Genomic DNA, 17,245 nt, shown 5'->3' with positions numbered 1-17,245 from the left:
CAGTCTCCTTTTCGAGCCGAGAGTGTAGCGCACGCGGAGGTCCAGTTCGGCACCCCCGACGTCTCTGCTTTACTAGGCGTAATTGATGGACAGCACCCACTCGCCCTTGATGCCAGCGGGGACGTTCTTCCCTTCCTTGGCTCCGATCGGCGCGCATAGGTACAGAGCGACAACGAGCGGGGCATCCACCATCGTCGTCTGAGGTGCGTCTGCCACCGGTCATTCTGGCCTGAGCCGCCGCCCTTCGCGCCAACCATGCAGCCGGTAGTGCAAGACTGGATCTTCTCCGGCCTCAAAGACGTCGGGATTGGCTAGCAGGTACTGCTGCGGGTCAAAGTCTGCGGGGATCACCGCTTTTTGTGCGCTGCAGTTGTTGAAAGACGAGTCTATGAAGCTCTCAGGAATATCGAAGCCGCTGTATTGGTGTTTCACCGGCTTGCCGATGATCATGTCGTTCATTTTCGAAAAATAGATCGAGCCATAGAATGGGTCGGATCTGAACGGGCGATAGTAGGCGCAGCCTTCGAAGTAGTAGTGTGTCACTTGGGACCAGCGAGTCTTTTCTTTGTTGTTGTGCTCAAGACCGCCATGCAACAAGTTTGAGAGCCAGATGACGCTCTCGCCTTTTTTAGGCGTGAAGATGGCCGGCGTTGCTCCATGGGCTTCGATCAATGCGTCCCACATCGTCTCGTAGTCCATCTTGTTTGTTTCTGTGACTGGCTCTGTGGCGCAATAGCCGATGTGTTCGTTCGTGTAGACGGGCCATTTGTGTGAGCCGGGATAGTAGAGAAGCGGGCCGGCATCTTCACCAATGTCTTCGAGAGCGGTCCATACGCCGCACATGAAGCGCTCCGGCACTGAACTGAAGTGAATCGAGTCAGAGTGGACATGCTGCTGCGTGCCGACAGGGAAATTTAGGGTTTGGAACGGCCAGGCTTGGCGTCCGAAAAGCTTCGACAGCAAGTCGATCACTTTCGCGTTCGTGGCGATCCGACGAACGTTTTCGTCGGTCTTCCATGCATCGAGGACTCTCAGGCCGACTTTTGCGTCGTACCACTTTTCGCGCCACGTCGCCCAATCGTACTGATCGTGGAGACTTGACTTAATGCCTGCTGCGATCGCATCAAAGTCGTCGTCGGGGAATTTGATAATTGCATAGCCATCGCGATTCAAGTCAGTGGCGACCCTCAGCGTTTCAGCGTCGATCGACGGGTCCGCAAAAATCTGCTTGAAAAAGGGGCTTTCAACGCTGGGCACACCAGGGAGCAAGTTCGTGAATTTTCCTGACATTCTTTTTTTACCTCTATGGACATCGCAGGGCGCAAAAACGGGCCGGGGAATTCTACAGTAAAGGTGGATGCCCCAAGTTGTGCGCCGGACATTCATACGCAGTAGGCGTAAGGACAGAGATAGAAGTGGAAGTAGCCAGCCTTTGAGCTGTTTTTCTATTGGTCGCCTTCGGGCGGTTTTTTATGGCCGCGCATTTTTAAAAGGAGAGGCGCATGACGCAAGAACGGCAAGCGGGGCGGCGCTGCAGGCAGGAGGGCGGCAATGGTGGTTCGACAGGTCGGTGAACATTCCGACGCTCATGACGTTGGTCGCGTTGTTGGCCGGCTGTCTGGGCTCGGGCTTCGGCCTCTACCTCAGTTTCGACCGGCGCATCAACAGTCTTGAGGACCGGGCGAGCCACGCGGAGAAAGACCAGGGCGAACAGAAGTCGGACAACAAGGAGTAACTCAAGGCGACCAACGAGAAGCTGGACCGGCCTCTTATGACCGCGCGGGCGTGCGTCCGGAAACGCGAGGATGGACGAAATAAAACTCAAAATCACGCTGGCCGATGGCTGGCAGCAGCTTCACGAGCTAGGCACGGTGATCCTGTCGAGCGCGCTCGCCGCTATCTCTGCATTCGGCCCGGTCATGGGCTACGGTCGTGACCCTGACGATTCCATGTTCTAACCGGGCGCGCAAAGATCCCGTCACGGCAGTTGCTCGTTAGTGGGTTTGCAATCCACATCCAATCCCGCACATCCCCGATAACCCCCCGAACCATCCGCAGAAAAAAATCCACCTACTTACCCCGCCGATCAACCGAATTGCGCCAATCGCGCGGCGTCATGCCGAATCGCAACGCGAACCAGTTTGTGAACGACCCCTGCTGCGCGTAGCCCAGTAGCGCCGCGACCCGTCCAATCGGATAACGCGGGTTGCTCATATAGCGCACGGCAAGTTCACGCCGGACTTCCTCGACCAGCGCCGAGAAGCTGGTATCGGCCAACTCGAGCTGGCGCTGCATGGTGCGCACGCTCAGTCGCAAATGGCGGGCAACGGGCTCGACCGTAGCCTGTTCAAGGGGCAGCAGCAGATAGATCGCCTTGCGCACTTCGAGCGCGGTGGAATCCGTACCCATCGGATCGAGTGGGGCGACAAGACTCTCGGCATATCGAACCAGTTCGGGGTCGGCGGCCGGATTCGGGTAGTCGAGATCCGCCGCTGCGCAAACGAAGCCGTTGAAATCGCTGCCAAATTCCAATGGACAGCCGAAAAAACGCCGATGAAACGTCAGGTCCGCATGCGCCGCATGAGTGAAATGGACCGCGCGCGGCTTCCAGTGATCGGCGAGCAGGGCACTCGAGTGGCGAGCGAGGACGCCGAGCGCAAGTTCGATTGCCTGCTTCGTAGGAGTACCAGGCTCAACCACGAGCTCCTCGCGAATGGTGACGGTCTCCCCGGCATTTTCCACGTAGACGGCCAGGGCTTCGTTAAGCAGATGCCGGTATTCGACTGCGGCCAGCAACACCTCGCGCAGAGTCCGCTTATGTGAAAGCAGCACGTTCACCACGCCGGTCCCGAACTTCTGACGCGTCTCTGCCATGAGCAGCGCAAAAGTCGGGCACGCCGCCTTTTCAGCCGTGAGTTCGAGCAGCCGGCAACAAGCGGCGGCCGGCACGCGATCGTCCGAATTCGCTAATGCGGCGGCATCTATTCCGGCTTGCTGCGCAAGCGCGGCCGGATTGAGTCCGAGCCGCCGCGTCACATCGAAATAGCCGCTCATGGCTACTGATCGCAGCATCGTTTCCATCGCAAGCCCTTCTCAGGTTCCATAAGGACGCCGCCGCTTTTCGCTAATGAAACGCCTACCGCGCACAAATCCTGGTGTTAACACGCAGTGGCATGGATTGCTAAAACAACGGCGCCCAATCATAAAAGTGTAGCGCGCGATTGCCGTATTGTGCGACTAACGATTCGTTATCTTGCCTCGAGTTCTCACGCGAACTCGCGGCCCGCAACACCATCACCCTGCCGGAGACAAACATGCAATTTCTCGACGATTCGCTGCACCCCGAGAACCAGGACAAGGTCGTCATCACGACCGCCCCGTACGGCCCCGAATGGATGCCGGAAGACTTCCCCGCAGACATTCCTGTGACCATGGACGAGCAGATCCAGAAGGCCGTCGACTGCTATAACGCAGGCGCCACCGTGCTGCACCTGCACGTGCGTGAACTGGACGGCAAGGGATCGAAACGCCTGTCGAAATTCAACGAACTGATCGCCGGCGTGCGCGCCGCTGTGCCCGACATGATCATCCAGGTCGGCGGCTCGATTTCGTTTGCACCGGAAGACGACGGCCAGAGCGCGAAATGGCTCTCCGATGACACGCGTCACATGTTGGCCGACCTGCAACCGAAGCCGGATCAGGTGACGGTTGCGATCAACACCACGCAGATGAACATCATGGAGCTGCTCTATCCGGAATACCTGGAAGGCACCTCTTTATCCAATCCCGCGTTCATGGCGGCCTATAGTGAAATGACGGTGCCCGCAGGACCGGCCTGGGTCGAAGAGCATCTGCGCCGCCTGCAGGCCGCTGGCATCCAGCCGCACTTTCAGCTGACAGGCATACACGCACTGGAAACGCTCGACCGCCTGGTGCGCAAGGGCGCTTACAAGGGCCCGTTGAATCTGACGTGGATCGGCATTGGCGGGGGCTTTGACGGCCCGAATCCGTTTAACTTCTTCAACTTCGTCCATCGCGCGCCGGACGGCTGCACGCTCACGGCGGAATCGCTGCTCAAGAACGTGCTGCCGTTCAACATGATGGCGATGGCAATGGGCCTGCATCCGCGTTGCGGCATCGAGGACACGATCATCGACCAGCGCGGCGCTCGCTTCACATCGGTGCAGCAGATCGAACAATGCGTGCGTCTCGCGCGCGAACTCGGTCGGGAAATTGCCACCGGGAAAGAAGCACGCGAGATCTACCGTATCGGTGTGCAGTATGAAACGGTCGACGAAACGCTAGCCGCCAACGGTATGGCGCCGAACCGTCAGGCCGGTGTCAGGAATCTGCCGCTTCGAGCGGCGTGAAGCAGCGAGCCCGGTCGACGCTGCGACTGCGCCGGGCTTCGAAAGTGATGTTGAGCGGCGTGCGCCGGAAAACGGTGATGAGCCAACCATGATCGGCCATTGCCGCGCGGGAAAGATCACCGCTAACGAATGAGATGTGAAGGAGACCAATTATGTTGATGCAGCATGCCGAGCCCGTGACGGGCAACGTCGCGGTGACCCAAGCGGACGTGCGCCCCTATGCCTGGGTCGTGTTTGCGTTGACGGTTGGGCTGCTTCTGTCCGATTACATGTCGCGTCAGGTGCTCAATGCGGTGTTTCCGCTGCTCAAATCCGCATGGGGTCTTTCCGACACACGCCTGGGGTCGCTTAGCAGTGTCGTCGCGTTGATGGTCGGCGTCCTGACCTTTCCGCTGTCCGTGCTCGCCGACCGTTGGGGCCGTGTAAAGAGCATCGTGCTGATGGCGGCCATGTGGAGTGTCGCGACGCTCGGCTGCGCGATCGCGACGAATTACGGCGAGATGCTGCTTGCGCGTGCGTTCGTCGGCATCGGCGAAGCGGCGTATGGCAGCGTCGGCATCGCAGTTGTCCTGAGCATTTTTCCGGCGCGCCTGCGCTCGACGCTCGCCGGCAGCTTCATGGCAGGCGGAGCGCTTGGCTCGGTGCTGGGCATGGCGCTCGGCGGTGCGATCGCCACTCGCCTCGGCTGGCGTCCGGCGTTTGGCGCAATGGCGGCCGTGGGGCTCGTGCTGGTGATCCTTTACAGGCTCGTGGTGACCGAGAAGCGTCTCGCGCCGCTGCAACCGGCAGGTGCCGGCAAGCACGCAGAGGGACTCGGTGTACGCATGACGCTGCGGGCGCTGATGAGAGGACTCTTTTCGACGAAGTCCGTCGTATGCGCGTACGTCGGCAGCGGTATTCATCTGCTCGTTCCGGCAGCAATCTGGGCGTGGATGCCGAGCTTCCTTAATCGCTATTACGGCATGGCGCCCGGCAAGGCGGCAATGGGCGGAGCAGTGTTCGTGCTGGTGACGGGCCTCGGCATGGTGGTATGCGGGAATCTCGCCGACCGGCTCAGCAAAAATGCACGCGAAAGAAAGTGGGGCAGCGCAATCGCCTTCTGCCTGCTGTGCTTCGTGCTGCTTGCAGTTGGTTTGCGCATGCCGGCGGGTCCGCTGCAACTCATCGTGATCGGCGCCGGCATGTTTTTTAGCGCTGGCGCAAGCGGTCCCTCGGGTGCGATGGTCGCGAACCTGACGCCGCCATCGATCCATGCGTCGGCGTTTGCAACCCTGACGCTCGCAAATAATCTGCTAGGGCTCGCGCCCGCTGCCGTTCTGACGGGAATCATCGCCGACCGGATCGGCTTGCTCGGCGCGTTGCAACTTGTGCCTTTCGCTCCACTCATCGCGGCTATCGCGTTTGTGATCGGCAAGCGGAACTACGCCGGCGACCTCGATCGTCTGAACGCGCTGCGCGAGCAGGCTATGCGTTGAGCGCGGATAGCAACTCCGCGGCACACCCAATCAATTTTGCAGTTTGAGTAACGGATAGGAGATTTGACATGGCCAAAGCAGTTCGCTTCCACGAAACGGGCGGTCCCGACGTGTTGCGTTACGAGGACGTCGAAGTGGGCAACCCGGGGCCCGGTCAGGTCCGCCTGCGCCATGAGGCAGTCGGGCTGAACTTTGCGGACACTTATTTTCGCAGCGGCTTGTACCCGATCCCGATGCCTGCAGGCATGGGCGTCGAAGCCGCGGGCGTGGTCGAGGCTATCGGCCCGGATGTCACGAACGTCGCGCCCGGCGACCGCGTGACCTACACCGGCTTTGTCAACACGCTGGGGGCATACAGCACCGAGCGTCTGATTCCCGCCGCGCCGCTCATCAAGCTGCCCGATGCGATCTCGTGCGAAACGGCGGCCGGCATGACCATGCGGGGCCTGACCTCGTCCTATCTGATGCGTCGTATTTACGACTTCAAAAAGGGCGACACACTCCTTCTGCATGCAGCCGCTGGCGGCGTCGGTTTGATCGTCTCGCAATGGGCGAAGCTGCTCGGTCTCACCGTGATCGGCACGGTTTCGAGCGAAGCCAAGGGCGAAGTGGCGCGCGCGCATGGCTGCGATCACATCGTCTACTACAGCCGCGAAGACGTTGCGAAGCGCGTGCGCGAATTGACCGACGGGGTTGGCGTGAATGTGGTGTTCGACAGCGTGGGCAAGGACACCTTCGACGCGTCGCTCGACTCGCTCAAGCGCCGTGGCCTGATGGTCTGCGTCGGCACGGCGTCAGGTCCGGTGCCTCCATTCAATCCGCAGATTCTCGCGATGAAGGGCTCGCTTTACCTGACGCGTCCGGCGCTCGCGGACTACGTTGCCGACCCCGCCGAGAAGAAAGAACTGGCCGACGAGATATTCGGGCATGTAGCAGCGGGTCGAATCAAAATCGAACTGAACCAGCGTTATGCACTCGAGGATGCGGTGCAAGCGCACCGCGATCTCGAATCGCGCAAGACGACCGGTTCGTCGGTCTTCGTTATCTGAGGAGCAAGCCATGCGAGTCGAACAATTGACGTGTGCGCTCGGCGCTGAACTGATCGGCGTGAATCTGGCCGATGCAATCCACGACGATGGCCTCTTTAGCGAGATCCGGACGGCACTGCTTCAGCACCGCGTGCTGTTCCTGCGCGACCAGGAGATCTCGCGCGCGGAGCATGTGGCATTTGCGCGCCGCTTCGGGGAACTCGAAGATCATCCGGTGGCGGGCAGCGATCCGGAACATCCGGGGCTCGTGCGCATCTACAAGACCCCGGATCAGCCCAACGACCGGTACGAGAACGCGTGGCACGCGGATGCGACCTGGCGCGAAGTGCCGCAGTTCGGCGCGGTTCTGCGCTGCGTGGAATGCCCGCCGGTTGGAGGCGACACGATGTGGGCGAACATGGTCCTCGCGTACGAGAACCTGCCGGAGCATGTCAAGGCCCAGATTGCCGATCTGCGCGGCCGCCATAGTATCGAGGCGAGCTTCGGCGCGGCGATGCATATCGAGAAACGTCTCACGCTGAAGGCTCAGTTTCCGGACGCGGAGCACCCGGTGGTGCGCACGCATCCGGAGACCGGCGAGAAAGTGCTGTTCGTGAGCGCCTTCACCACCCATTTCACCAACTATCACACGCCGGCTCGGGTGCGCTTCGGACAGGACGCCAATCCCGGCGCCGGCGATCTGCTGCGCTATCTCATCAGCCAGGCGTATATCCCCGAGTATCAGGTGCGCTGGCGCTGGCAGAAGAACAGCATCGCGATCTGGGATAACCGGAGCACGCAGCACTACGCAGTGATGGACTACCCGCCGTGCCATCGCAAGATGGAACGCGCCGGCATCGTCGGCAGCAAGCCGTATTAACCGCTCAGGAAACCGTCGTGACTCTCGATACAAATCCGACCATTCTGATGGTGCCCGGCTTGCGCGACCACGTTGCACAGCACTGGCAAACCCTGCTGCAGGATAAGCTGCCAAAAGCCGCCTCCGTGCCGCCGCTGGAGAACGACAAGCTCAGTTGCGCGGCACGCGTGGCGGCGCTCGATGCCGCTCTCGCGACGATCGACGGCCCCGTGATCCTGGTCGCGCACAGCGCTGGCGTGATGATCACCGTGCACTGGGCAAGGCAGCACAAGCGCAAGATTCATGGTGCGCTGCTCGTGACTCCGGCCGACCTCGATACGCCCCTGCCGGCAGGCTACCCGAGCATCGATTTGCTCGCGCGCAACGGCTGGCTTCCGGCCCCGCGCGATCCGTTGCCGTTTCGCAGCATCGTCGGTGCGAGCCGCAACGATCCGCTGGCGCGCTTCCACCGTGTGTCCGCAATGGCGCAAGACTGGCGCAGCCGCCTCGTCGACCTGGGCGAAGTGGGGCACCTGAATCCGACCTCTGGGTTCGGTGAATGGCCGATGGGCGAGCGGCTAATTCGTGAGCTGTTCTGACTTCGAACGCGGCCCGGGTCGATCCGATAGAACGGGAACCGCGACATCGCATTGGATCGCGGTCGGCGCCGCCGCTGAGCTTACACCCGGTCAGCGCAAGCTGGCCTTTATCGGCGGCCGCAGCATTGTGCTCTTCAACATCGACGGCATGGTCCACGCAATTGAAAACTCATGTCCGCACAACGGCGCCTCGCTCGCCAGCGGTCAACTGGAAGGGTGCGTGCTGCGCTGTCCGGCGCACGGGCTGCGCTTCGACGTGCGAACCGGTTGCATGCCGGGAGGCAGCGGGTTGACTTTGACGACTATCCCCGTCCAGACAGTCGACGGGAATCTGCTTGTCAGCCTTGAGAGCCTGTCCGCGAATTCCACAGGCGCGTAGACCGGTTCAACGACGTCATGCAGCGCGCTGCGTCCAGCAACGATTCAGGAGAAGTAAAGATGGAAGGTTTGATGATGCAGCAACCGCTGCTGGTAGCTTCGTTGCTGATGCACGCCGAGCGCCATCACGGCACTCAGGAAATCGTATCACGGCGAGTCGAAGGGGACATTCACCGGTATCGCTACCGCGACCTTGCGCAACGCGCGCGCCGCATGGCAAACGCGCTCGCCGGCCTTGGCATAGAAAAGGGCGAGCGCGTAGGGACGCTGGCATGGAATGGTTATCGGCACATGGAGCTGTACTTCGCGGTGTCGGGGTCCGGGTCTGTGCTGCATACGCTCAATCCCCGGCTGCACGTCGACCAGTTGGCATACATCATCGAGCATGCGCAAGATCGCGTCGTGTTCTTCGATCTCACGTTTCTGCCGCTGATCGAGAGCGTGGCGCCGCGCGTTAAAAGCCCGAAGGTTTTCGTGGCAATGACGGATCGAGCGCACATGCCGCAGGTTCACGGCCTGTCTGTCGAGTTGATGTGCTACGAGGATCTCATCGATCTTCACGACGATGCTTTCGACTGGCCGCTGTTCGACGAGAACAGTGCATCGTCGCTGTGCTACACGTCGGGCACCACGGGGAATCCGAAAGGTGTGCTGTATAGCCACCGCTCGACGGTACTGCATACCTATGGTGCAGCGCTGCCCGATTCGCTGAACTGTTCGGCGCGCGACGTGATTTTGCCGGTCGTACCCATGTTCCATGTGAACGCGTGGGGGCTGCCGTATATCGCCTGCATGGTTGGCGCGAAGCTGGTGTTTCCGGGGCCGGCGCTTGATGGCAAGTCGCTCTACGAATTGATCGAGGCGGAACAGGTGACGCTGTCGGCTGGCGTTCCGACTGTGTGGCAAGGATTGCTTACGCATGCGGATGCGACTGGCGCGACGTTTTCGTCGATGCGGCGCACGGTGATCGGCGGCGCTCCCTGTCCCACGGCGATGACGGCAGCGTTCCAGCAGCGCCATCGGGTCGACGTGCTGCACGCATGGGGCATGACGGAGTTGAGCCCGGTCGGCACTGTCTGCAGTTTCAAAACGGCTCAGTTGTCGCTACCCATGACCGACCAATATGCGGTTCAGGCGAAGCAGGGGCGGGCGCTCTTCGGCGTCGACATGAAGATCGTGGACGCTAACGGAGCCGAGTTGCCGTGGGACGGCAACGCGGCGGGCGACCTGATGGTGCGCGGTCACTGGGTTACACGGCAGTACTTTGGCAACGACGACGCGTCGCCGTTGTGCGACGGCTGGTTCCCGACCGGCGACGTGGCGAAGATCGATCCCGATGGCTTCATGCAGATCACCGATCGCAGCAAGGACGTCATCAAGTCCGGTGGCGAATGGATCAGTTCCACCGACATCGAAAACATCGCATATCTGCATCCGGACGTCACGGCCGCGGTCTGTATCGCAGCGCGGCATCCGAAATGGGACGAACGGCCGCTGTTGCTGATCGTGAAAAAGCCGGACAGCGAGCTAACAGGTGTTGAACTGCTTGACTTCCTCGACGGCCGGATCGCGAAGTGGTGGAAGCCCGATGCGGTGATCTTTGTCGAATCGGTTCCGCTTGGCGCGACCGGCAAGGTGCTCAAGCACCAGTTGCGCGAGCAGTTCGGAAACCACTATCTGTCGACCTGACACGCCGACGTGCAGCAAAGAGCTTTATCGAAGCAAAAAAGAGAAAAGAAACGCCGGCTCGCCCGGTACACATTGGAGACACAGAATGAAACTGAAGTTGAGCGGCACCGCGGTGCTGCTGATGTTCGCCGCCGCCGCCCACGGCCAATCGTCGGTCACGCTGTATGGCGTGCTCGATAATGGGCTGTTGTATCAAAGCACCTCCGCAGCAACGTTCCAGCGCACGGCGCCGAACCTGGGACATGTCTATCAGTTGAAGGACGGCGGCATCTATTCCAGCTTCTGGGGCCTCAAGGGAGGCGAAGACATCGGCGGCGGATATAGGATCAACTTCAAGCTGCAAGGAACCTTCAACGTCACTAACGGCAAGTTCGGCCTGTCGGACACGCCGGGCACTACCGCGATCTTCAACCAGTTCGCGACGATCGGAGCGTCCGGACCGTTTGGTTCAGTCGATGCCGGCCGGCAGATCATCCCGATGATCTACGCGATGGCGGAAACCGACGTCCGCAGTGCGCAGTATTTCGGCAGTATCCTGACCGCGTGGCTCGGCATGAATCAGGCGGCGGGCTGGCCCGGCACCAGCACGAACGCGCCGATCGGTGCCCTCTACGACAGCAACGCGCTCGTCTACAACTCGCCGAAATTCTACGGCGCATCGCTTGCGCTCGAGTACGCGCCGGGCGGCGTCGCCGGCCACTTCCAAGGGGGCACGCGCGAATCGGCGGTGCTCAAGTATTCGAACTACGGCTTGAATGTGTCCGCCGTGTACTACAACGGACACGACACCAATCCGTATCCGATCAACTACCCGGCAGCACCGGCGGCGCCCGCGACAGGTGTGGCGAACAATCGTTTCTATTACCTCGGCGCGATGTACACGATCGCCGGCTTTTCGGTGTCCGGCTCATACGGCATCGGCAAGAATCCGGCCAATAGCAACACTGCGGATTTCGAAATGGCATCGGGCGGCATCGGTTATCAATTCAATCCGCGTTTCAAGATCACGTCCGGCGTCTACTATCTGAAGGACCGGAATCGTTCGGCTAATCATTCCACGGAATTTGCGGTGGGCGCCGAATACAACGTGTCGCAGAGAACCCGTGCGTATGCGCAAGTCGGGTATGTCGACAACAAGGGGACCATGAACCAGACGATCATTTATGGCGCACCGGTCGCGCCCGGCGTGTCCACGACTGCCGCCATGGTCGGCATTCGCCATACCTTCTGATTCCGTCAATCATCGAGTAGAACAATTCATGAAAATCAATCCGGTATTTCAATCCGCCGTGGCAGCGGCGATCATCGCGACGTCCATGAGCGCATGGTCGCAGACGAACGGCATGGCCAGCGCGCCCGCGGGTGCAACGGGTTCATCCGCGATGACAGCGTCGAGCGCAACGTCGCCGGCGACTGGCAGGAAAGCAGATCGCGCGCTGCGCCGCAAGGTCTATGCGGCGATTGCAAAGCACAAGGAAATCGACGCGGGAAACATCAGTGTGATCGCGAAAGACGGTGCAGTGACGCTCAATGGGACGGTCACGGATGCCGCCCAGATCAGTGCAGTGGCGGACATCGCAAAGAGCGTTTCTGGAGTTGCTTCAGTAACCAACAAACTGGTGGTCAAGAAACCGTTTGGCGGCATGTAAGTCGCGGTCTTGCGGTATTGGACCAAAGTCCGATACCGCAAGAACCCCACGACGAATAAGCTATTGGAGAGGATCTCGTTCCACTCAAAAAAGGAACTCGGGTCATGTGCGAAACATGTGAATCTGCCCGGCGAGGCAACGGTACAGGTCGTCGCCTCTTCCTTAAATTGACCAGCGCTGCGGCCATGGTTGGCTCGGCTGCGGGCGGCGCGCTCGTCGCGAGTCCCGCACGCGCCGACGCGCTGACCAAAGAGCAGCGCGACAGCATGACGCCGGACCAGATCATCAAGGCGATGAAGCGAGGTAACGCGCGTTTCCGGAGGGGCGAGAGGAAAGCCCGTAATTACCTGGGCGAGCAGAAGGCAAGCGCGAGTGGTCAGTATCCCGCGGCAGTACTGCTTAGCTGTATCGACTCGCGCGCGCCGGCCGAGGTGATCATGGATCTCGGCATCGGCGATATTTTCAATTGTCGTGTGGCAGGCAACGTCGCGAACGACGACATCCTCGGCAGCATGGAGTTCGCGTGTGCACTGTCTGGTGCCAAGGTAGTACTCGTGATGGGCCACACATCCTGTGGCGCGATCAAGGGAGCGATTGACAACGCAGAGTTGGGCAATCTGACCGGATTGCTGGGCAAGATCAAGCCGGCGGTGGAGGCAACGGCCTACAGCGGCGAGCGCTCAGCATCGAATTACACGTTCGTGGACGCCGTCGCACGCAAGAACGTCGCGATGACTTTAGCGAACATTCGTAGCGGTAGCCCGGTGCTGGCAGAGCTTGAAACCAAGGGGGCGATCAAGATAGCGGGCGCGATGTATAACCTGAAGACCGGCGAAGTGGAGTTCTTTGGCTGACTGCCGGTCTTGCCTGAACCATGAAAAATGGCGCTCTGAAGAATCTTCTTGCGTTGTGTACGGTGATGGTGTCGCTGCAAGCGGCATCGGCGAATTGCGATTTTTCATCGCAATGGATGACCTCCTTCTGTACACGGCTAACCAATATCACGACGTACGGCACGTGGGATATGTATCTCACAGGATACGGATGGCATGTCGACGGATACTCGGAGAGCGAGATCAATTCCAATTCATGGGGAGGCGGCGCAGGGAAGCACTTCACGGATCACAACGGCAACGAGGACAACCTGTTCCTGGTGGTCTTTCTCGACTCGCACAAGCATCTTGAACCGCTTGGCGGGTACGCCCGGCAATGGTTCACAGATCCGGTTCTAGGTGGATTGTCTCTTGGCGGCGGGTTCTTCGCGGGATTCACCGCGCGTGAAGACATCGCGCACTATGTGCCCGTTCCGCTGGTGTTGCCGATAGGGTCGCTGCGCTATCAGAAGGCTTCGATCATGGCCACATTTATTCCCCGTGTTCCCGGAGTCAGCAAAGGCGACGTCGTGTTCTTTTGGGCACGCTACCAGTTCTGAGTGCCCACTCTTCTGTCTACACCGCATGAGCGCTATGGACGCCCCTTCGGCTCGCGGAAATAACGTCAATGAGTCGCTGCATCAGCAGAGACTTGCCGTTCATCGCTTCGGGCTTGCAGCGCGGGTGGTCGAAGGTCGTCAGGAGGAAAGACACTCCACGATCCGTCATCGCTTCGAAAGAAGAACAACGCGTGAGAGCAGACCGCGTCGCCTGCTTTTACATACACGTAGCGGTGTTGGCCTTTTCCCGCCGCTCCGAATCGCGTGACCTGGACCGGCATGATCGGTACCGGCGAAAGCCACTTTTCGACCAGCGAGCGCAAAGTACTCGCCTCATAACGCATCGCTATCTCCATCGCCGATGGTGCAGCTTCGGTTAGCCGGCTCGAAAAGCGAGCGCCGCCACGGCCACATCAGATGAATAACCAGAGTATGCGGGCGCGTGAGTGCAAGCAATGAGCCTTTGGTCCGATACCATGGCTGCGTCTCATGTTCTATCCTCGCGAACATTTCGACGGACGGCGTGCGCCGCTTCCACTGCGTCAAACAAGAGCATTGCTGGCGGCGGCCGCGCGGCCGCGCAGCCAGGTGATGCTCGCAAAGAGCAGCACTGCGAACACGATCAGCATTGTCGCCACGGCGAGGATCGACGGGTCGATCGAGTCGCGAATTCCACTCCACATCTGCCGCGGCACGGTTGTCTGATCCGGGCCGCCGATGAACAGAATGACAATCACCTCGTCGAATGACGTCGCGAAAGCGAAGACGCTGCCGGTGGCGATCGCCGGCATGATGAGCGGCAAGGTCACGCGCCTGAATGTCACCCACGGCGGCGCGCCGAGCCCTGAAGCGGCACGCAACAGGCTGTGGTCGAACGAAAGCAACGACGCGGTCACGGTGATCACGACGAATGGCGTGCCGAGAGCTGCGTGCGCGAGCACCACGCCGGGATACGAGTTCACGAGTCCGAGCGGCGCGAAGATCAGATAGAAGCCTGCGGCGACCACGACGATGGGTACGATCATCGGCGAGATGATGAGCGGCATGATCAGCGAGCGCAGCGGAAACTGCGAGCGCGAGAGCCCCAGTGCGGCGAGGGTGCCGAGACATGTCGCGATCACCGTCGAAGCCGCGCCGATGCCGAGGCTATTCAGCAGCGAGCGTTGCCAGTCCGCGCTCGTGAGCGCCTGCTCATACCAGCGCAGCGAAAAGCCTTGCATCGGGTACGAAAAGTAGGAACCCGAATTGAACGAGAGCGGGATGATCGCGAGGATCGGCGCAATCAGGAAGAACAGCACGAGCGCGGTATGCAGCCGCACCCAGCGCGCGGCCACGCGTTCGGTCAGCATCTTGTTGCGTTGATCTTGCATATCGTTCCTTCGTCGTGTCCCTTCGTCGTGTTTCGTCGCGCGCGTATTCGAACGGTGCTCAACCGAAGCGCAAGCGGTCGATGCCGACGACGCGGTTAAAGATGAAATAGAAGATCGCCGTAAAGATCACGAGATAGGCCGAGAGCGCGCCGGCGAGGCCCCAGTTGAGCTGCGTGTTCGTCTGCATGGCAATGAGCTGGCTGATCATCTCGTCGCCGGCGCCACCGAGCAGCGCAGGTGTGATGTAGTAGCCGAGCGCGAGCACGAATACGAGGAAGCAGCCTGCGCCGACGCCCGGCAGCGTCTGCGGCACATAGATCCGCACGAACGCGGTGAACGGATGTGCGCCGAGCGATTGCGCGGCGCGCATGTACACAGGCGACACGCTTTTCATGACCGAGTAGATCGCGAGAATCATGTACGGCAGCAGCACGTGTGTCATGCCGATCAGAACGCCTGCACGATTGAAGATGAGCGGCAGCGGGTGAGTGGCGAGGCCGAGACCCATCACCAGGCTATTGATGACGCCGCCCGGTTGCAGCAACACATACCATGCTGTCGTGCGCACGAGCAGCGAAGTCCAGAACGGCACGATCACGAGAAGCATCAGCCGGTTGCTGCTTTTCGCAGGCAAGTTTGCGAGCAGCCACGCGACAGGGTAGCCGAGCAGGAGGCACAGCAACGTGACCGTCGCGCTGATGGAGATGGTCCGCACGAACGCTTGCCGATAGACCGAAGCGTTGTCCGCGACGAACGCGAGCGTGCCCTGGGGCGTCACCTGCGCATCGACTGCGGCGAGCAGATAGTCAGGCGTCGGCGACGCTGCGCCTCGCTTCAGCAAGCGCCAGGTCTCGGGCGAGTTCCAGCGTTCGTCGAGTTCGACGAGCGCCGGCTTCCACGCCGGCGGCGCATCGCCCGACAGCTGGCGCGCGGTGCGCATGAGCAGGCTGCGAAACTCCGGCTGCGCGAAATTCAGCCGCCGCGCGACGGTGCCGAGCTGTCCGCTTTGCTGCGCCTCCTTGAGCCCCGCAGCCAGCAGCGCGAACGTGGCTTCGTCCGGCACGCCGCGGCCGTCCCACGCATCGAGCGCACGCGTCAGTGCAGGCATGCTGTCCGGCACTTCGCGGTTCTCGACGCTGCGCGCGAGCAGCAACATGATCGGCGCAATGAACGTCGAAAGCAGAAACACGAGCAACGGCAGCGCAAGCAGCAGCGCCTGCAAAGATGCGCGGCGGCGTGCCTTCTGAAACGACGCGCGGCCTTCGGCTCTCGTCGGAGAGCCCGGGACCGTGCCTTGGGCGGAAGCGGGCATGCTGGTAGTCAAGTTGGGCTCTCGTCGAACGATGGCGTTACTGCGTCAGCCACACCTGGAAGCGCTTGTTGATCTGGTCCGCGTTGTCGGCCCAGAAGTTCGCGTTGATCTGCAGCGCGCGCTTGAAGTTCTCGGGTGCGGTCGGCAGATCGGCAAGACGCTGCTTGTCGATGAGCGCAATTGCGTCCTTGCGCGGCGGCGCGTATGCGATGTACTTCGACAGGTCCGCGTAGGCTTTGGGCTGCGAAGCGGAGACGATGAATTTTGCCGCCGCGTCCGCGTGCTTCGCGCCCGTCGGAACGCCCCACCAGTCGAAGTCGTAGACCTGCGCGTCCCAGACCGCCTTGAATGGCTTGTTGTCCTTCTTCGCGGCATCGGAGATGCGGCCGTTGTAGGCCTGTGTCATGACGACCGCGCCGTCTGCGAGCAACTGCGGCGCCTGCGCGCCCGACTCCCACCACACAATGCTCTTCTTGATCGTGTCGAGCTTCTTGAACGCGCGGTCCACGCCGGCGGGCGTGCCGAGCACCTTGTAGACGTCCTTCGGATCGACGCCGTCCGCGATCAACGCCCATTCCATCGACACCTTCGGCGACTTGCGCAAGCCGCGCTTGCCCGGGAATTTCTGCAAATCGAAGAAATCGTTGACGGTGGTCGGCGCTGTCTTGAGCTTGCTCGCGTCGTACGCATAGACTGTCGACCAGACCATGCTCGCGACCGCGCAATCGCTGATCGAGCCGGGAATGAAGTCGCTCGTCTTGCCGATTGTCTTCTTGTCGAACTTCTGCAGGAGGCCTTCCTCGCAGGCGGTGATCTCATCGTTGGTTTCGAGGTCGATCAGATCCCACGTGGTGTTTTTGGCCTGCTCCATCGCGGAAAGCTTGGCGAGACCGCCGTCATACGATTCGGTCGAGAAGCCGATGCCCGTGGCCTGCGTAAACGGTTCGAAGTAGGCCTTCTTGGCCGCCGCTTCGTACGCGCCGCCGAAGGTCACGACGGAGAGGGTCTCCGCTGCCTGGGTGGTTACGGTGGCGAATGCGGCTACGGCGAGTGCAGCGCATTGTGCTTTGATGAGGGTGCGCAT

At 60.8% G+C, this 17,245-nt stretch carries 19 protein-coding genes; 13 read left to right on the top strand and 6 right to left on the bottom strand.

Going from position 1 to position 17,245, the window contains the following annotated elements:
- Nucleotides 1-72: 72 nt before the first annotated feature.
- Nucleotides 73-216 (bottom strand): hypothetical protein, encoded by a 144-nt coding sequence (locus JMY24_RS09430; RefSeq protein ID WP_164853521.1) that lies wholly within the window; start codon nt 214-216, stop codon nt 73-75.
- A 3-nt stretch (nt 217-219) separates the two neighbouring features.
- Complete coding sequence (locus tag JMY24_RS09425; protein WP_201701909.1) at nt 220-1,290, bottom strand: phytanoyl-CoA dioxygenase family protein; 1,071 nt, start codon at nt 1,288-1,290, stop codon at nt 220-222.
- A 280-nt stretch (nt 1,291-1,570) separates the two neighbouring features.
- On the opposite strand from JMY24_RS09425, the gene JMY24_RS09420 reads away from it, so the two are divergent.
- Together JMY24_RS09420 and JMY24_RS09415 are read left to right on the top strand one after the other, a co-directional pair.
- Nucleotides 1,571-1,735: a hypothetical protein gene (locus JMY24_RS09420; protein WP_164853522.1), complete on the top strand. Its 165-nt coding sequence runs from the start codon at nt 1,571-1,573 to the stop codon at nt 1,733-1,735.
- A gap of 70 nt (nt 1,736-1,805) precedes the next feature.
- Nucleotides 1,806-1,958, top strand: coding sequence for a hypothetical protein (locus JMY24_RS09415; protein ID WP_164853523.1), 153 nt, complete (start codon nt 1,806-1,808; stop codon nt 1,956-1,958).
- 112 nt (nt 1,959-2,070) lie between these two features.
- Here the strand turns inward: JMY24_RS09415 and JMY24_RS09410 are convergent, their stop codons facing one another.
- Nucleotides 2,071-3,081, bottom strand: a complete 1,011-nt coding sequence (locus tag JMY24_RS09410) for an AraC family transcriptional regulator (protein WP_201701907.1) — start codon at nt 3,079-3,081, stop codon at nt 2,071-2,073.
- A gap of 233 nt (nt 3,082-3,314) precedes the next feature.
- On the opposite strand from JMY24_RS09410, the gene JMY24_RS09405 reads away from it, so the two are divergent.
- From JMY24_RS09405 to JMY24_RS09355, 11 genes are all read left to right on the top strand, one after another.
- Nucleotides 3,315-4,370: a beta-keto acid cleavage family enzyme gene (locus JMY24_RS09405; protein ID WP_128584397.1), complete on the top strand. Its 1,056-nt coding sequence runs from the start codon at nt 3,315-3,317 to the stop codon at nt 4,368-4,370.
- Between the two features lie 152 nt (nt 4,371-4,522).
- Entirely contained in the window at nt 4,523-5,845 is a 1,323-nt protein-coding gene (locus tag JMY24_RS09400; protein WP_128584398.1) for an MFS transporter, read from the top strand.
- Between the two features lie 68 nt (nt 5,846-5,913).
- Nucleotides 5,914-6,894 carry a quinone oxidoreductase family protein gene (locus JMY24_RS09395; RefSeq protein WP_201701905.1) on the top strand — a complete coding sequence of 327 codons (981 nt, stop codon included), beginning with the start codon at nt 5,914-5,916 and terminating at the stop codon, nt 6,892-6,894.
- Nucleotides 6,895-6,904: 10 nt separating this feature from the next.
- On the top strand, nt 6,905-7,753 hold the full coding sequence (locus tag JMY24_RS09390; RefSeq protein ID WP_128595280.1) for a TauD/TfdA dioxygenase family protein: 849 nt from the start codon (nt 6,905-6,907) through the stop codon (nt 7,751-7,753).
- A 17-nt stretch (nt 7,754-7,770) separates the two neighbouring features.
- Nucleotides 7,771-8,331 (top strand): RBBP9/YdeN family alpha/beta hydrolase, encoded by a 561-nt coding sequence (locus tag JMY24_RS09385; RefSeq protein WP_128584399.1) that lies wholly within the window; start codon nt 7,771-7,773, stop codon nt 8,329-8,331.
- Nucleotides 8,318-8,710: a Rieske (2Fe-2S) protein gene (locus JMY24_RS09380; RefSeq protein WP_413231232.1), complete on the top strand. Its 393-nt coding sequence runs from the start codon at nt 8,318-8,320 to the stop codon at nt 8,708-8,710. The genes JMY24_RS09385 and JMY24_RS09380 overlap by 14 nt, the downstream gene beginning before the upstream one ends.
- A 59-nt stretch (nt 8,711-8,769) precedes the next feature.
- Entirely contained in the window at nt 8,770-10,398 is a 1,629-nt protein-coding gene (locus JMY24_RS09375; RefSeq protein ID WP_128584414.1) for a 3-(methylthio)propionyl-CoA ligase, read from the top strand.
- Between the two features lie 85 nt (nt 10,399-10,483).
- Nucleotides 10,484-11,629, top strand: coding sequence for a porin (locus JMY24_RS09370; protein WP_128584400.1), 1,146 nt, complete (start codon nt 10,484-10,486; stop codon nt 11,627-11,629).
- A 28-nt stretch (nt 11,630-11,657) separates the two neighbouring features.
- Nucleotides 11,658-12,047: a BON domain-containing protein gene (locus JMY24_RS09365; protein ID WP_128584401.1), complete on the top strand. Its 390-nt coding sequence runs from the start codon at nt 11,658-11,660 to the stop codon at nt 12,045-12,047.
- A 104-nt stretch (nt 12,048-12,151) separates the two neighbouring features.
- The gene (locus tag JMY24_RS09360; protein WP_128595281.1) at nt 12,152-12,901 is read left to right on the top strand and encodes a carbonic anhydrase family protein; all 750 of its coding nucleotides are present in this window, start codon (nt 12,152-12,154) and stop codon (nt 12,899-12,901) included.
- A gap of 20 nt (nt 12,902-12,921) precedes the next feature.
- Complete coding sequence (locus JMY24_RS09355) at nt 12,922-13,479, top strand: antimicrobial peptide resistance and lipid A acylation PagP (protein WP_128584403.1); 558 nt, start codon at nt 12,922-12,924, stop codon at nt 13,477-13,479.
- A gap of 542 nt (nt 13,480-14,021) precedes the next feature.
- On the opposite strand, the gene JMY24_RS09350 is transcribed toward JMY24_RS09355, so the two are convergent.
- Genes JMY24_RS09350 through JMY24_RS09340 form a run of 3 tightly spaced genes read right to left on the bottom strand, consistent with a single transcriptional unit; the run spans nt 14,022 to nt 17,245 of the window.
- Nucleotides 14,022-14,849: an ABC transporter permease gene (locus JMY24_RS09350; RefSeq protein WP_020069962.1), complete on the bottom strand. Its 828-nt coding sequence runs from the start codon at nt 14,847-14,849 to the stop codon at nt 14,022-14,024.
- A gap of 58 nt (nt 14,850-14,907) precedes the next feature.
- On the bottom strand, nt 14,908-16,161 hold the full coding sequence (locus JMY24_RS09345) for an ABC transporter permease (protein ID WP_201701952.1): 1,254 nt from the start codon (nt 16,159-16,161) through the stop codon (nt 14,908-14,910).
- Nucleotides 16,162-16,198: 37 nt separating this feature from the next.
- Nucleotides 16,199-17,245, bottom strand: a complete 1,047-nt coding sequence (locus JMY24_RS09340; RefSeq protein ID WP_128584404.1) for an ABC transporter substrate-binding protein — start codon at nt 17,243-17,245, stop codon at nt 16,199-16,201.

Origin of the sequence: Paraburkholderia kirstenboschensis (assembly GCF_904848585.1) — a bacterium.
GTDB classification, from domain to species: domain Bacteria; phylum Pseudomonadota; class Gammaproteobacteria; order Burkholderiales; family Burkholderiaceae; genus Paraburkholderia; species Paraburkholderia kirstenboschensis.
The sequence above is the reverse complement of the archived record's forward strand: the minus strand, read 5'-3'. Positions and strand labels throughout refer to the sequence as shown.